The sequence below is a fragment of the Microbacterium psychrotolerans genome, from assembly GCF_031085295.1.
GTDB classification, from domain to species: Bacteria; Actinomycetota; Actinomycetes; order Actinomycetales; family Microbacteriaceae; genus Microbacterium; species Microbacterium psychrotolerans.
This window is the reverse complement of the sequence record NZ_JAVFWO010000003.1, coordinates 646,533-661,975: the sequence shown is the minus strand read 5'-3', so window position 1 is coordinate 661,975 and position 15,443 is coordinate 646,533. Positions and strand designations below refer to the sequence as shown.

The window sequence follows — 15,443 nt, the reverse complement described above, 5'->3', positions numbered from 1 at the left end:
CGTCGAGAGAAGTTAGGGCCACCTAATCCCCCACCGCATCGCGACGGGAATAGGATGGTCGCAGCGCCCGCGTGACGCCGACGGCCCGAAGCGCACCGCTACGGGCCCTCTTCGGGGGCCGTCCTCGCAGTCAGAGGTCAGCCCCACCGTGTTTCGATCCAAGGAGGACGGCCGTGTCTGCACCAGCACGCGTCACACCGTCGGTATCCGAGACCACTTCCCGAGTCCCCCGCGGCACGCTGTATCGCGGGAACGAAGGCATGTGGTCGTGGGTGCTGCACCGCATCACCGGCGTCGCGATCTTCTTCTTCCTGCTCGTCCATGTCCTCGACACGGCCCTCATCCGGGTCTCCCCCGAGGCGTACGACGCGGTCATCGGCACCTACAAGAACTGGGTGATGGCCCTCGGCGAGGTCGCACTCGTGGGCGCCATCGCGTACCACGCCTACAACGGTCTGCGCATCATCCTGGTCGACTTCTGGTCGTGGGCGACCCGCCACCAGCGCCAGCTGTGGTGGGGCGTCCTCGGGCTGTGGGTCGTGACGATGCTCGGCTTCGCGCCGCGTCATCTCATGCTCGCCTTCGCTCCGGGAGGAGGTCACTGATGACCGCGATCGCCGACCCCCGCACCCCGTACTCGCCCGTCCGGCGAAAGGGCCCCAACCTCGAGAAGTGGGGCTGGATCTACATGCGCGCCTCAGGCGTGCTGCTCGTGGTCCTCATCTTCGGCCACCTCTTCGTGAACCTCATGCTCGGCGAGGGCATCCACGGCATCGACTTCGCCTTCGTTGCGGGCAAGTACGCCTCGCCGTTCTGGCAGTGGTGGGACGTGCTGATGCTGTGGCTCGCGCTGATCCACGGCGCCAACGGCATGCGCACGATCGTCAACGACTACGTCACGCACCCGACGACGCGTCGCGTGCTGGTGTGGGTGCTGTGGCTCGCCGCGGCGTTCCTCATCGTGCTGGGCACGCTGGTCGTGTTCACCTTCGACCCGTGCATCGGCTTCGACGCCGACACCGCGTCCGACCTCATCATCGGAATCTGCGCATAGCGTTCGGGCGCCCCCCGAGCATCGACCACCGAAAGCATCCAGCGTGAGCACTGAGACCCCTGCCGGCACCGAGAACACTGCGAGCTACGTCAAAGACGGCGTCCACTACCACCAGTTCGACATCGTCATCGTGGGAGCCGGCGGCGCCGGCATGCGCGCGGCCATCGAGGCCGGGCCGGGTGCGAGGACGGCAGTCATCTCGAAGCTGTACCCCACGCGCTCGCACACCGGTGCGGCGCAGGGAGGCATGGCGGCAGCGCTGGCCAACGTCGAAGAGGACTCGTGGGAGTGGCACACCTTCGACACCGTCAAGGGCGGTGACTACCTCGTCGACCAGGATGCGGCCGAGATCCTCGCCAAGGAGGCCATCGACGCGGTCATCGACCTCGAGAACATGGGCCTGCCGTTCAACCGGACGCCCGAGGGCAAGATCGACCAGCGGCGCTTCGGCGGCCACACCGCCGACCACGGCAAGACCCCCGTGCGTCGCGCGTGCTACGCCGCCGACCGCACGGGGCACATGATCCTGCAGACGCTGTTCCAGAACTGCGTGAAGCTGGGCATCAACTTCTTCAACGAGTTCTACGTGCTCGACCTGATCACGGTCGGCGAGGGCAAGGACAAGCAGATCGCCGGCGTCGTGGCGTACGAGCTCGCGACCGGCGAGCTGCACGTCTTCCAGGCGAAGGCCGTGATCTTCGCGACCGGCGGCTTCGGCAAGATCTTCAAGACGACCTCGAACGCGCACACCCTCACCGGCGACGGTGTGGGCATCATCTGGCGCAAGGGCCTCCCGCTGGAAGACATGGAGTTCTTCCAGTTCCACCCGACCGGCCTTGCCGGGCTCGGCATCCTCCTCACGGAGGGCGCCCGCGGTGAGGGAGCGATCCTGCGCAACGTCTCGGGCGAGCGCTTCATGGAGCGCTACGCCCCCACCATCAAGGACCTCGCGCCGCGCGACATCGTCAGTCGCTGCATGGTGCAGGAGGTCGCCGAAGGCCGGGGCGCTGGCCCGCACCGCGACTACGTCCTCCTGGACTGCACCCACCTGGGCGCCGAGGTGCTCGAGACGAAGCTCCCCGACATCACCGAGTTCGCCCGGACCTACCTCGGCGTCGACCCCGTCGTCGAGCCCGTGCCGGTCATGCCGACCGCGCACTACGCGATGGGCGGCATCCCGACCAACAACGACGCGCAGGTGCTGAACGACAACACCACCGTCGTGCCGGGCCTGTACGCCGCCGGCGAGTGCGCCTGCGTGTCGGTGCACGGCTCGAACCGCCTGGGCACCAACTCGCTGCTCGACATCAACGTGTTCGGCAAGCGCGCCGGCCGCAACGCCGTCGAGTACGTCAAGACCGCCGACTTCGTGCCGCTCCCCGAGGACCCCGCCGCCGAGGTGCGCGGACTCATCGAAGGCCTGCGCAACAACCAGGGCACCGAGCGCATCGCCGTGCTCCGCAAGACGCTGCAGGACGAGATGGACCGCAAGGCCCAGGTGTTCCGCACCGACGAGTCGCTCGGCGAGGTCCTCGAGGTCATCGAGGAGCTGCGCGAGCGCTTCAAGAACATCCACGTCGACGACAAGGGCAAGCGGTACAACACCGACCTGCTCGAGGCCGTGGAGCTCGGATTCCTCCTCGACATCGCCGAGGTGGTCGTCGTGACCGCGCGCAACCGCAAGGAGAGCCGCGGCGGCCACATGCGCGACGACTATCCCAAGCGCGACGACGAGAACTACATGCAGCACACCATGGCGTATCTGTCGGGTGACCCGCACTCCTCGAGCGCCGAGGACCACATCCGCCTGGGGTGGAAGCCCGTCGTCTTCACGAAGAACGAGAAGGGCGAGTTGAACTACCCGCCGATGGAGAGGAAGTACTGATGTCGACCTCGGTCACGGACGTCATCGAGCGCACCGACGCGGACGCACCCGCCCGCGCGGAGGAGGCCGCCAACGACACCGGCATCCAGTCGTTCCTGGTGACCTTCATCATCCGCCGCTTCAACCCGGAGGTCGACGAGGAGCCGCGCTGGGTCGACTACGACGTCGAGCTGTACTCGACCGACCGCGTGCTGGACGCCCTCCACAAGATCAAGTGGGAGGTCGACGGCTCGCTGACGTTCCGCCGCTCCTGCGCGCACGGCATCTGCGGCTCGGACGCGATGCGCATCAACGGACGCAATCGGCTCGCATGCAAGACCCTCATCAAGGATCTCGACATCTCGCAGCCGATCTACGTCGAGGCGATCAAGGGCCTGCCCCTCGAGAAGGACCTCGTCGTCGACATGGAGCCGTTCTTCGCGTCGTACCGCGAGGTGCAGCCGTTCCTCATCGCCAACTCGAAGCCCGAGCCCGGCAAGGAGCGCATCCAGTCGATCGTCGACCGCGAGGTCTTCGACGACACCACGAAGTGCATCCTGTGCGCGGCATGCACGTCGTCGTGCCCGGTGTTCTGGACCGACGGGCAGTACTTCGGCCCCGCCGCGATCGTCAATGCGCACCGCTTCATCTTCGACTCGCGCGACGACGCCGGCGACGTGCGCCTCGACATCCTCAACGACAAGGAAGGCGTGTGGCGCTGCCGCACCACCTTCAACTGCACCGAGGCATGCCCCCGCGGCATCGAGGTGACGAAGGCGATCGCCGAGGTCAAGCAGGCCGTCCTGCGCGGACGCGCGTAGACGCTCTCCCCGATTCGCCGGGCGGATGCCGCCACGCGGCGCGGTGCGGCATCCGGCAGTCGATACTCTGGCTTCCGTGAGCCAACGGGACGACGCGCGCAGACGGGATCGTGCGCGTGCGAAGGAGCACGACGAGGCCCGCGATCAGGCGGATGCCGCGCAACGCGAAGAGGAGTCGCTCCGGGAGCGCTGGGAGGCGACGCAGGAGAACCTGCGCGAGCGGTTCGACCAGCCCCTCAGCAGAGCGACCGCGCTGACGCAGCGCACCCTGGCGTGGTTCCCGGTGCGGGTGTGGCGTCACTTCCTGCAGCACAACGGCTTCCTGCTCGCCGCGGGAGTCAGCTACCAGGCGCTGTTCGCGACCTTCGCCGCCATCTACGTCGCGTTCGCGATCACGGGGCTCTGGCTCGGCGGCAGTGCGGATGCCGTCGATGGGCTGATCAACCTGATCAACCTCTACGTCCCCGGCCTCATCGCCGACGAAGGCGGGCTCTTCACTCCCGATCAGGTGACCGAGATCGCGACCAGCAACGCCGGCGTCCTCGGCATCACGGGCATCATCGCCCTCGGCACGCTGATCTGGACCGCCATCGGCTTTGTCACGTTCGCCCGTCGCGCCGTGCGCGACATCTTCGGGCTGCCCCCCGACCTGCGCAGTTACTTCTACCTCAAGGCGCGCGATCTCGTGGGCGCCGGCCTGTTCGCACTCGCGCTGGTCCTCGGTTTCGCAGCCACGTCGATCGGCACGTGGGCGCTCAGCTGGGTGTTCGACTTCTTCGGCTGGACGAACGCATCGAGCTGGGTCAACGCGACCGCGAGCGCCGGCACGATCGTGATCTCGTTCGCGATCTACAGCGCGGCTCTCGGGGGGCTCATCCGCTTCCTCACCGGGACGAAGCTGCCGTGGCGCCGGATCTGGCCCGGGGCCCTCCTCGGCGGCGGCGCGATCACCGTGCTGCAGCTGTTCACCGGCTGGCTGTTCATCTATACGCCCACGAACGCCCTGCTGGCGACGTTCGCGATCTTCGTCGGCCTGCTGCTGTGGTTCCGCCTCATCGGCATCATCATGCTTGTCGCCGCGGCGTGGATCGCGGTCGCGGCGAAGGACGAGGAGATCCCGCTGCTGCCGCAGACGGAGGCCGAGCGGCTCGCCGCGGAGCACGCGGCGCTGCTCGTGGCGGCGCGGGTGCGACTGCGCACCGCGCAGGAGTCGCGCGACACCGCCCCCTGGTACCGGCGATGGGCGGCCGACCGCGCACTGCGAGACGCGGAGGAGGAGCTCGCCCAGGTCGAGGCCGCCGCCCCGGCCGCTCCGGCGAAGAAGCCCGGCAGCCTGTTCGAATGAGTGTCGGCGGCGCCGGATAGTCTTGCCGTCGTGTCTCGCCGTGTTCGCATCGCCTCTGTCAACGTCAATGGAATCCGCGCCGCCACACGGAAGGGCATGATCGACTGGCTCGATGCCGCCGACATCGACGTGATGGCCCTGCAGGAGGTGCGCGCCACCGAAGAGGAGCTGCGCGCGGCGCTCCCGGGCTGGGAGATCGTCAACGACGAGGCCCTGTCCAAGGGCCGTGCCGGCGTGGCGGTCGCAAGCCGCGTCCCCTCGATCGAGGTGCGACGCGTTCTCGGCCCGGCCGCCGACGACGCCGCCGAGGTGCTCGACAGCGCGGGCCGCTGGATCGAGGCCGACTTCGACATCGACGGCGAGCGGCTCATCGTGGTGAGCGCCTACGTGCACACCGGCGAGGCCGACACTCCGAAGCAGGACGCGAAGTGGGCCTTCCTCGACGCGATGGAGAAGCGGATGCCGCAGCTGAAGGCCGCGTCGCCGCTCGCGCTCGTGATGGGCGACCTGAACGTCGGCCACCGCGAGCTCGACATCCGCAACTGGAAGGGCAACGTCAAGAAGGCCGGCTTCCTCCCGCGCGAGCGTGCGTACTTCGACCGTTTCTTCGGAGAAGAGGGCGCCGAGGTGACCGGTGCCGACGGGTCGCGGGGACCGGGCCTCGGCTGGGTCGACATCGGGCGTCGCTTCCACGGCGACGTCGACGGCCCGTACACCTGGTGGTCGATGCGCGGGCGCGCGTTCGACAACGACGCCGGGTGGCGGATCGACTACCACCTCGCGACGCCCGCGCTCGGGGACCGGGTCGTGGACTACCGCGTCGTGCGCGCGCCGTCGTGGGACACCCGGTGGAGCGATCACTCCCCCGTCGTCGCGGACTACACGCTCGGGCGCTGAGCGCTGAGCGGCCGTGCAAGCCGCGCCCGCAGGACGACGCGCCGGCCGCGAGGCCTCACGAGGGATCCGCGAGGGTGACGATCACGTTCCCGCGCTTGTGCCCGCCGTCGACGTAGGCGTGCGCCTCGCGGATCCGGTCGAGCGGGTACACGCGGTCGATCACCGGGCGCACGTCGCCGGCCGCGGCGAGCCGAGCGAACTCGGCGAGGTGAGTGCCGGTCACCGCGCCGGTGTCCTGCACGCGACGGATGCCGTGGCGCACGGGTCGCAGCTTCGAGCCGACTATCCCGGCGAGGTCGGCGATGACTAGCAGGAGCACTCCCCCACGACGGATCGCGCGACGCGCACGCCGATACGGCGCGTTGCCGACGCACTCCACGACAGCGTCGTATCGTGCGCCCGATGACGTGAAGTCCTCGCGGGCGTAGTCGATGACGCGCTCCGCGCCGAGGTCGCGGACCAGCTCGGCGTTGCCTGCGCTGCACACGCCGGTCACGCGCGCCCCGCGGCGCTTCGCGAGCTGGACCGCGGCCGACCCCACCGCACCCGACGCGCCGTTCACGAGCACGTCGTCGCCCTGCGCGATGCCGCCCGCTTCCAGGAACACCTGCGCGGTGCCGAAGCCGAACGGCAGAGCCGCGGCGTCGACGAACGTGAGCTCATCGGGGATCCGTGCGACCGCGCCGGCGGCACGGACCACGGCGTACTCGGCGTGGCAGCCGAACGCGGCACCACGCAGAAGGACCACGCGATCCCCGACGGCGAAGTCGGCGACGCCGGCACCGACCGCCTCGACGACGCCGGCGCCGTCCATCCCGAGGACGCGATGCGTCGGCCGACGCCAGCCGAGCGCGAACATCGTGGGCAGTCGCAGCCCCCGGGGCACGTCGCGCGCACGCACCCGGTGGTCGGCGACGCTCACGCTCGCGGCGTGCAGGCGGACGAGCAGCTGATCGTCGGCGGGAGTGGGGCGCGGCATCCGCTCGACCGACACGACGTCGGGTCCGCCGAAGCGGTCGTACACGGCAGCGCGCATGGTCGTGGCGTCGCCTGCGACGCCCCCGGCGGACCCCTCGGTGCGGGGCGCCGTCTTCTCGGTCGTGTTCATGTGTCGTCCTCCCTCTGCCCAGCCTTACACTGTATGACTTACGACGTAAGGTACCGGGATCCGCGTGTGCTGTCCAGACCCTGCGTGATCTCCACCGCTCGGGCGTCCGGGCGGTAGCGTGGTCCCAGGAGGTGGCAGATGACGACGGTCGCGACGGCTTCCCGCCGGGAGCCCCTGTCACGCGAACGGGTACTGCGCGAGGCGATCCGCCTCGCCGACGACGGCGGCATCGATGCGCTGACCATGCGCCGGCTCGCGCAGCAGCTCGGCGTCGAGCCGATGTCGATCTACTACCACGTGCGCGGCAAGGACGCCGTGGTCACCGGTGCTCTCGACCTCGTCTTCGAAGACGTCGCGCGCCATGCCGCAGCGGCGACCACTCCGCCTCCGTCGTCGTGGCGCGAGCACCTGCGCGCGCGCATCCTCGCCGCCCGTGAGGTGCTGCTGCAGCATCCGTGGGCGCCGCGCGCTCTCGAGTCCCGCGGCACGATGACGCCGGCTTTCGCCGGCTGGGTCGACACGAACGTCGGCGTCATGAGGTCGGGCGGGCTGTCGTGGGATCTCATCCACCACGCCATGCACACGCTCGGGAGCCGCCAGTTCGGCTTCTCTCAGGAGCTCATCCTCGACGATCCGCAGGGTGCGGACGGCGAGCCCGACGCCACCGCCGCTGCCGAGCTCGGCGGGCTCATGCCGAACGTGCAGGCCATGCTGCAGGACGTCGTCCACGACGACGAGGTCGGCACGCTCGGCTGGTGCGACGACCGCACCGAGTTCGAGTTCGCCCTCGACATCCTGCTCGAAGGGCTCGAACGCCGGGCCGGCTGAGCCGCCTTCCGGCCCGACGTGCGCCGGAACGGCAGGCGGGGACCGCCGGCCGCGCAGGGGTGCGGCATCCGCTTTATAGACTTGCCGGATGAGCAAACCGCGCCTGTACTCCGGCATGCAGCCCTCCGCCGACTCGCTCCAGATCGGCAACTACATCGGGGCCCTCATGCAGTGGCGCGATCTGCAGGAGTCGTACGACGCGTTCTTCTCGGTGGTCGACCTCCACGCGCTCACGCAGCCGAACGATCCGGCGGAGCTCCGCGAGAAGACCCGCCGCACCGCAGCGCAGTACATCGCCGCCGGCATCGAGCCGTCGAAGTCGGCGCTGTACGTGCAGTCGCACGTGCCGGCCCACGCGGAGCTCGCGTGGATCCTGTCCACGGTCACCGGTTTCGGCGAGGCCGGGCGCATGACGCAGTTCAAGGACAAGTCGCAGCGCTACGGCTCGGAGGTCACCTCGGTCGGGCTCTTCACGTACCCGGTGCTGATGGCCGCCGACATCCTGCTGTACCAGACCGACATCGTCCCGGTCGGCGACGACCAGAAGCAGCACGTCGAGCTCACGCGCGACCTCGCCGAGCGCTTCAACAGCCGCTACGGACAGACGTTCGCCGTTCCGATGCCGGTGATCCAGCAGGAGACGGCGCGCATCTACGACCTGCAGAACCCCACGGCGAAGATGTCGAAGTCGGCGGAGTCGGATGCCGGTGTCCTGTGGATGCTGGACGACCCGGCCGTGTCGGCGAAGAAGATCATGCGCGCCGTCACCGATTCCGAGGGGTCGGTGCGCTACGACCGTGAGGCCAAGCCGGGCGTCTCGAACCTGCTGGTGATCTATGCCGCCCTGACGGGCCGTCAGATCCCGGCGATCGAGGACGAGTACGCGGGCCGCGGCTACGGCGACTTCAAGAAGGGCCTCGCCGAGGTCGTGGTGAACGAGTTCGGGCCCGTGCGGCAGCGCGCGCTCGAGCTGCTCGACGATCCCGCCGAGCTCGATCGCGTGCTCGCCGCGAATGCCGCGAAGGCCGAGGCAGTCGCGAACCGCACCCTCGCCGACGTCTACGACAAGGTCGGCCTCCTCCGCCGCACTCGCTGATCGCTGGACCGGTGCAGCTGACCAGGCCAGGCTGCGTCAACGGCAGGCGTGCGCCGTGTCGTGACTCCGCCCGCTTCGGCCCGGCCGCCGTCCCAGAGAGGGTCGGCACGGATTCTGGCGGAGTTGTTGCCCGGAGAGGCGCAACTTCAGTTCCTCGGCGGCGGCTTTCGACGGCCCGCCCCGAGCATCCCGCGCAGAGCCGCGAGCACATCGTCGGGTTGATGGAGGATCTGCGCAGCTGTGAAGCGCAGGGTCACGTAGCCGAGCTTGGCGAGTTCCAGGTCGCGAGCGCGGTCCTTGACCTGCTGTGCCCAGTCCGAGTGGAAGGCTCTGCTGTCGCATTCGACGACGAGCCAGCCGTCGACGACGAGGTCGACGAAGCCGAACCGCGCAAAGTGCACCTGTGGAACAGCCTCATGACCGAGCCCCCGCACCATGAGACGCATCAGGGTCTCCGTTCCCGCCTGGGCTCTTCCATCGATCAGTGATCGGAGCACGCGGTACTTCCGCGGCAGCAGGGCGAAGAGATCCTCTACGTCCGCGAACCCGATGAGGCCTTTGTTCAGCGCGCTGTCGAGGGTCGCGATCGCCTGACGCGGGGGCTGGCACCGCACCGCATGGGCGAGTGCGTCGACGATGCCGGTGCACGCCGAGTGAGCGGGCGGCGTCGCACTGAGCGGCCACCAGTGCAAGCGCGCCCTCCGCCGGCCCCGTGCGCCGAGCGGCTTCGCAACGGACTCCGGTGAACGCAGACGCGAGGCGCCGCGCGGTATGTGCACGTGGACCACATCATTCGCGAAGACGAAGACGCCGAGCAGCTGAAGAAGGGACAGGCAGGTGACTCGGCCCCCGATGCGCACCGCTTGCACCACTGCGGAGGGTGCTGCCGCCGAGACGTACTGGTCGCGGCGGGCACGCACGATGACGCCCTCGTTCAGGGCGCGCACGAGGCCGCGCCTGCTCAGCCCACCGGCCATGAGCTGCGCCCGCGTCAGCACCTCGCGCTCTCCGATCACGTCGGCATCCTCTGGCACCGGCGCCGGCTGGTCGGCGGGCCCACGAGAATCTGTGGACGCGCCGCTCGCATCCGCTGCTGAGGAGGAGGGGTGACAGCGGGGCTCCCCGAGCCACAACTCCGCCATCGGCGTCGACGGCAGGCCCACCTGACGCCTGCGCCCAGCTCCGGGTGGAGTTGTGACGCGGCGCTGACCGCCAGCCGGCGGATCGGAAGCGGCGCAGTAGGGTGACCGCGTGGAGCCGGTCATCCTTCGTACGCCCCGCCTCGAGCTGTCGCTGCCACGGCAGGAGGACGTCGACGCGATCCATCGGGCGTGCCAGGATGCCGACATCCAGCGCTATACGCCCGTGCCCGTGCCGTACGAGAGACGGCATGCGGTCGAATTCGTGGCGCGGATCCCCGGAGAGTGGGAGGCCGGTCAGCACCTCACCTGGGCCATCCGCGACGGCGGGCGCCTCGTCGGGACAATCGGCTTCTACCGGGTCGACGGCAGGGGCGCCGGTGAGATCGGGTATTGGATGGCGCCGGAGGCGCGTGGGGCTGGTCGCCTCCGGGAGGCGGCCAAGGCCGCGATCGAGTGGGGATTCTCCGCCGAAGGACTCGCCCTGGACCGCATCGAATGGCGCGCCGTGGCAGGCAACGTCGCTTCGGCGAAAGCCGCCATGGCCCTGGGATTCCGCTACGAGGGGCTGCTACGCCAAGCGCTCATGAGCTCCCACGGCCGCGACGACGGCTGGATCGCGAGCCTGCTCTCCTCAGACGACAGGCGTCCGCAGCCGTGGCCGGTGCTTCCCGCCTGAGGCAACCGCCCACGTGTCGCCGCTGCGTGGCAGGATGAGCGCATGCCCGAGATGCCCGAGGTGCAGGGACTCGTCGACTTCCTCCGCGAGCGCCTCACCGGTGTGCGCATCGCGCGCGCGACGGTCGCGAACATCGCGGCGCTGAAGACGTACGACCCGCCGATCGACTCCCTCCATGGGCTGGAGATCACCGGCGCCTCACGCCACGGCAAATTCGTCGACCTGTCGACGACCGGTCCCCACCTCGTCTTCCATCTCGCCAAGGCGGGCTGGCTGCGCTGGTACGACGAGCTGCCGAAGACCGTCATCCGGCCGGGCAAGACGCCGATCGCGCTGCGGGTCGCCCTGTCGGACGGTGCAGGATTCGACCTCACCGAAGCGGGCACCAAGAAGTCGCTGGCGGTGTACGTCGTGCGCGACCCCGCGGACGTGCCCGGCATCGCGCGGCTCGGCCCCGACCCGCTCGAGCCCTCGTTCACGCGCGACGTCTTCGCCTCGCTCCTCGAGGGCCGGCGCACCCAGATCAAAGGCGTGCTGCGCGACCAGGCGATCATCGCGGGCGTCGGCAACGCCTACTCCGACGAGATCCTGCACGCGGCGAAGATGTCGCCCTACGCGCTGGCCTCCTCCCTCGGCGACGACGACATCACCCGCCTGTTCGACGCGATGACCGAGACGCTGACGGATGCCGTCGCCGAGGCGTCCGGCAAGCCGCCGGCCGAGCTCAAGGACGCCAAGCGGCGGGGCATGCAGGTGCACGGACGCCGCGGGGAGACGTGCCCGGTGTGCGGTGACGAGGTGCGCAGCGTGTTCTTCGCCGACAACTCCCTCGAGTACTGCCCGACTTGCCAGACCGGCGGCAAGATCCTCGCCGACCGGCGGCTGTCACGGCTGCTGAAGTAGCGCCTCAGCTCCCGGTCGTGCCCATGAGCAGACGCGCGTCGTCGTCGACCCAGTCCAGCGACTTCGACACGGCCTTGCGCCACTGGCGGTAGCGCCGCTCGCGCTCGTCCTCCGGCATCCGCGGCTCGAAGCGCACGTCTTCGCGCCAGTGCGTCCGCAGCTCGTCCAGCCCGCTCCATACGCCGGTCGCGAGCCCGGCCGCGTAGGCGGCGCCGAGCGCCGTCGTCTCGACGACCTCGGGGCGCACGACGGGGATGCCGAGGATGTCGGCCTGGAACTGCATGAGCAGGTCGTCGCGGGTCATGCCGCCGTCCACGCGCAGCTCGTCGAGCGTCCGGCCCGTGTCCTCGACCACGGCTTCGATGACGTCGCGGGTCTGGAAGGCGGTCGACTCCAGCGCGGCACGGGCGATGTGCGCCTTGTTGACGTATCGGGTCAGTCCGACGAGCGCGCCCCGCGCGTCGGGCCGCCAGTACGGGGCGAACAGTCCGGAGAACGCGGGCACGAAGTAGGCTCCGCCGTTGTCGTCGACGCTGGCGGCCAACGTCTCGACGTCCTCCGAGCGGTGGATGATGCCGAGGTTGTCGCGCAGCCACTGCACGAGCGAGCCCGTGACCGCGATCGACCCCTCGAGCGCGTACCGTGCCGGCTCGTCGCCGATGCGGTAGCCGACGGTCGTGATGAGGCCGTTGGCCGAGCGCACGATCTCTGTCCCGGTGTTCACGAGGAGGAAGTTGCCGGTGCCGTACGTGTTCTTGGACTCCCCTGCGTCGAAGGCGGCCTGCCCGAACGTCGCCGCCTGCTGGTCGCCGAGGATGCCGGCGATCGGCACGCCGTCGAGGACCGACGGCAGCTGCGAGTGCCCGACGACCTCGGACGACGACCGGATGGCGGGCATCATGGCCCGCGGGATGCGCCAGGTGGCCAGGAGGTCGTCGGACCAGTCGAGCGTGCGCAGGTCCATCAGGAGCGTCCGCGACGCGTTGGTCACGTCCGTCACGTGGATGCCGCCCCGCGCACCGCCGGTGAGGTTCCACACCACCCAGGTGTCAGGAGTGCCGAACAGCAGCTCCCCGGCCTCCGCGGCTGCGCGGGCGCCCGGAACATTGTCCAGGATCCACGCCACCTTCGACGCGGAGAAGTAGGTGGCCAGCGGCAGCCCGGTCGTATCGGCGAACCGGTCGGCGCCGTCCTCCTTCGTCATCTCGTCGATGCGCGGCTGAGTGCGCGTGTCCTGCCAGACGAGCGCGTTGTGCACAGGCCGGCCGGTCCGCTTCTCCCAGACGATGGCGGTCTCGCGCTGGTTCGTCACGCCGATGGCGGCCACCTGGGCGGCACCGATCCCGGCACGCGTCAGGCACGACGCGATCACCCACTCGGTGCTGGTCCAGATCTCCACCGGGTCGTGCTCGACCCACCCCGCACGGGGGAAGATCTGCTCGTGCTCGCGCTGCGACACGGCCACCACCGCGCCCTCGGCGTCGAACACGATCGCACGTGTCGAAGTCGTGCCCTGATCGATGGACAGCACGTGGTCGGGCAACGTCGTCTCCTTCGTCGGTGGGCGGCATCGCCCTCGGTGCCGCGGGCTGCGCCCGGGTGCGGTCAGGCTATCGCGCCGGCGCCGGCGCCCAGGTCGGATCGGCGGCATGGACGCGCGCGAGCCCGCGTGCGACCTCCACGGCCGAGCGCGCAGCATCCCAGCCGAGCACCGGGGCGATCGCTGCTGCGACCTCCGCCACCGCCTCGTCCGTGGCGGCGCCGATGAAGGCGATGCTGGTGCGCCGCAGGAGGACGTCATCCAGGTGCGCCACATCCTCTGTCGCCGCGAGGTGTCGCAGCTCCCCAGAGCTGTAGCCCGGCAGGTGCTCCAGCTCGGCATCCTCGGGATCGGCGGCGATCGCGTCGACCACGGCCTCGGCCACCGTGCCGTAGCGGTCGAGCAGCGTCGCGACACGCGCGGCCGGCACATCGACGGCGTGCGCGGCGATCCATTGCTGACGCGCGCGCTCGGTCGTTGGGAAGCCCCGGCCGCCGCCGATCGGAACACCCCGGGTCGAGCGGCGGCGCGGCAGGGCGAGCGCCTCCAGAACGAGGTCGGCCAGGTGCTCGGCCGACGCGCGGAAGGTCGTCCACTTGCCGCCGACGAGGCTGAGCACCGTGGTGTCGCCGCCGACGAGCGGTGCCGACTCGACGCGGTAGTCACGCGAGACGAACCCCGGTGAGACATCGCCGTGCCCCGGCAGCGGACGCACGCCCGCGAACCGGTAGACGATCTGCGAGCGCTCCACCGCGATCGAGGGGAGAACCTGGCCGATCAGCTCGATGAAGTAGTCGACCTCGGCCTCGGTGCACACGATCGGGTCGCCCATGTCGTGCTCGAGGTCGGTCGTGCCGACGAGGACCCGGCCCTTGAGCGGATAGATGAGCACGATGCGACCGTCTTCGTTCTCGAAGAACAGCTCCCTGCCGCCGGTCGCCGCGAGCAGCTGCGGGTGGTCGAGCACGATGTGGGACCCCTTCGTGCCGCCCATGTAGCGGGTCGGATCCCCCAGCGCGAGGTTGGTCTGATCCGTCCAGGGGCCGCTCGCGTTCACCACGACGGATGCCGTGAACGGAGTCTCCGCGCCCGTGGCGGCGTCGCGCAGCACCACCCGTCCCGCATCGACGCCCACGGCAGCGGTGTAGTTCGCGGCGCGCGCCCGGTCGCCGCCCGCGGCCCGACCGTCGCGCAGCACGTCGAGGGCGAGCCGTTCCGGATCGTGCAGGGACGCGTCCCAATAGGTCGCCGTGTACTTGACGTCGGGGTTCAGCAGCGGCAGCTGGGCGAGCGACCGCTTGCGTCCGTGGAAGGTGTGGCGCGGCACGGTTCCGCCGCCGAACACTCCCCCGCCCCGCGAGAACGAGTCGTAGATCACGAGCCCGATCTTGATGAGGGCGGCACCCCGCTCTCGCGGCTTGCCCCCGCCGTGCCGCAGGAACCGCAGCGGCGCCGAAAGCACGCCCGAGAACGTGGAGAAGATCGGGATCGTCGTCTGCAGCGGTCGCACGTAGTGCGGGGCGATGCGCATCAGCGCGTTGCGCTCGGTCACCGCCTCATGCACGAGCCGGAACTCGCCGTTCTCGAGATAGCGGATGCCGCCGTGGATCATGTGCGATGACGCCGCCGACGCGCCGCTGACGAAGTCGTCCCGCTCCACGAGCGCGACGTCGACGCCCTGCATGGCGAGGTCGCGGAACGTCGCGAGCCCGTTGATCCCGCCGCCGATGATTAGCACGTCCGCATAAGGCCGCGCTGCCAGTTCCTCGAATGCCCGCATCGATCCCGCCGTGTTCATCGCCTCTCCATCCCCCTCCCAGGCTACGTCGGCGGCGGGACATCGGGCCGAGCGACGCCCGGTGCGCACGGGGCCGCAGTTCATGCGAAGACATGGAATGAATGGCCGGATGTCGCGTTGACTACACTCGAGAGCATCAACGTGCTCCGGGGTCGGTGAGAATCCGAACCGGCGGTGACAGTCCGCGAGCCAAGGCTTCAGCATCCGTTACGGATGACGCCGCGGCCGATCCGGTGGAATTCCGGAACCGACGGTGATGCGACAGGGTTCCTTCGGGAGCGCGGTCGCTAGTCCGGATGGGAGGCAGCACACCAGCGACGCCACAGGCGTCGCCGCTTCCCCTGCCCCGGAGCGTCGAGAACGACGAGACG

The 15,443-nt window shown here is 69.7% G+C and carries 14 protein-coding genes and 1 riboswitch; of the genes, 10 read left to right on the top strand and 4 right to left on the bottom strand.

Going from position 1 to position 15,443, the window contains the following annotated elements:
* Positions 1 to 173 precede the first annotated feature (173 nt).
* The 6 genes from sdhC (at position 174) to Q9R08_RS11945 (ending at position 5,981) form a co-directional block, all read left to right on the top strand.
* Complete coding sequence (gene sdhC / locus Q9R08_RS11970) at positions 174 to 605, top strand: succinate dehydrogenase, cytochrome b556 subunit (protein WP_308868247.1); 432 nt, start codon at positions 174 to 176, stop codon at positions 603 to 605.
* Complete coding sequence (locus Q9R08_RS11965; RefSeq protein WP_308868245.1) at positions 605 to 1,054, top strand: succinate dehydrogenase hydrophobic membrane anchor subunit; 450 nt, start codon at positions 605 to 607, stop codon at positions 1,052 to 1,054. The genes sdhC and Q9R08_RS11965 overlap by 1 nt, the downstream gene beginning before the upstream one ends.
* A gap of 43 nt (positions 1,055 to 1,097) precedes the next feature.
* The gene (gene sdhA / locus Q9R08_RS11960) at positions 1,098 to 2,939 is read left to right on the top strand and encodes a succinate dehydrogenase flavoprotein subunit (RefSeq protein ID WP_308868244.1); all 1,842 of its coding nucleotides are present in this window, start codon (positions 1,098 to 1,100) and stop codon (positions 2,937 to 2,939) included.
* Positions 2,939 to 3,739, top strand: a complete 801-nt coding sequence (locus Q9R08_RS11955; RefSeq protein WP_308868243.1) for a succinate dehydrogenase iron-sulfur subunit — start codon at positions 2,939 to 2,941, stop codon at positions 3,737 to 3,739. The genes sdhA and Q9R08_RS11955 overlap by 1 nt, the downstream gene beginning before the upstream one ends.
* A 76-nt stretch (positions 3,740 to 3,815) precedes the next feature.
* Complete coding sequence (locus Q9R08_RS11950; protein WP_308868242.1) at positions 3,816 to 5,084, top strand: YihY/virulence factor BrkB family protein; 1,269 nt, start codon at positions 3,816 to 3,818, stop codon at positions 5,082 to 5,084.
* A 30-nt stretch (positions 5,085 to 5,114) separates the two neighbouring features.
* Positions 5,115 to 5,981: an exodeoxyribonuclease III gene (locus Q9R08_RS11945; protein ID WP_308868241.1), complete on the top strand. Its 867-nt coding sequence runs from the start codon at positions 5,115 to 5,117 to the stop codon at positions 5,979 to 5,981.
* 55 nt (positions 5,982 to 6,036) lie between these two features.
* Here the strand turns inward: Q9R08_RS11945 and Q9R08_RS11940 are convergent, their stop codons facing one another.
* A complete protein-coding gene (locus Q9R08_RS11940) occupies positions 6,037 to 7,089 on the bottom strand; it encodes an NAD(P)-dependent alcohol dehydrogenase (protein ID WP_308868240.1) in 1,053 nt (350 codons plus the stop codon).
* A 138-nt stretch (positions 7,090 to 7,227) separates the two neighbouring features.
* Here Q9R08_RS11940 and Q9R08_RS11935 point away from each other — a divergent pair, with 138 nt between their 5' ends.
* Positions 7,228 to 7,917, top strand: coding sequence for a TetR/AcrR family transcriptional regulator (locus tag Q9R08_RS11935; RefSeq protein WP_308868239.1), 690 nt, complete (start codon positions 7,228 to 7,230; stop codon positions 7,915 to 7,917).
* 88 nt (positions 7,918 to 8,005) lie between these two features.
* Positions 8,006 to 9,013: a tryptophan--tRNA ligase gene (trpS, locus tag Q9R08_RS11930; protein WP_308868238.1), complete on the top strand. Its 1,008-nt coding sequence runs from the start codon at positions 8,006 to 8,008 to the stop codon at positions 9,011 to 9,013.
* Positions 9,014 to 9,159: 146 nt separating this feature from the next.
* Here trpS and Q9R08_RS11925 read toward each other — a convergent pair whose 3' ends face one another.
* The gene (locus tag Q9R08_RS11925; protein ID WP_308868236.1) at positions 9,160 to 10,029 is read right to left on the bottom strand and encodes an endonuclease domain-containing protein; all 870 of its coding nucleotides are present in this window, start codon (positions 10,027 to 10,029) and stop codon (positions 9,160 to 9,162) included.
* Positions 10,030 to 10,264: 235 nt separating this feature from the next.
* On the opposite strand from Q9R08_RS11925, the gene Q9R08_RS11920 reads away from it, so the two are divergent.
* Positions 10,265 to 10,831 (top strand): GNAT family N-acetyltransferase, encoded by a 567-nt coding sequence (locus tag Q9R08_RS11920; protein WP_308868234.1) that lies wholly within the window; start codon positions 10,265 to 10,267, stop codon positions 10,829 to 10,831.
* Positions 10,832 to 10,873: 42 nt separating this feature from the next.
* Entirely contained in the window at positions 10,874 to 11,734 is an 861-nt protein-coding gene (locus tag Q9R08_RS11915; protein WP_308868233.1) for an Fpg/Nei family DNA glycosylase, read from the top strand.
* Between the two features lie 4 nt (positions 11,735 to 11,738).
* Here Q9R08_RS11915 and glpK read toward each other — a convergent pair whose 3' ends face one another.
* Both glpK and Q9R08_RS11905 read right to left on the bottom strand, forming a co-directional pair.
* Positions 11,739 to 13,277, bottom strand: coding sequence for a glycerol kinase GlpK (gene glpK, locus Q9R08_RS11910; protein WP_308868232.1), 1,539 nt, complete (start codon positions 13,275 to 13,277; stop codon positions 11,739 to 11,741).
* A 67-nt stretch (positions 13,278 to 13,344) separates the two neighbouring features.
* Positions 13,345 to 15,072, bottom strand: coding sequence for a glycerol-3-phosphate dehydrogenase/oxidase (locus Q9R08_RS11905; protein ID WP_308868231.1), 1,728 nt, complete (start codon positions 15,070 to 15,072; stop codon positions 13,345 to 13,347).
* 139 nt (positions 15,073 to 15,211) lie between these two features.
* Positions 15,212 to 15,384, top strand: a riboswitch (FMN riboswitch).
* Positions 15,385 to 15,443: the final 59 nt, after the last annotated feature.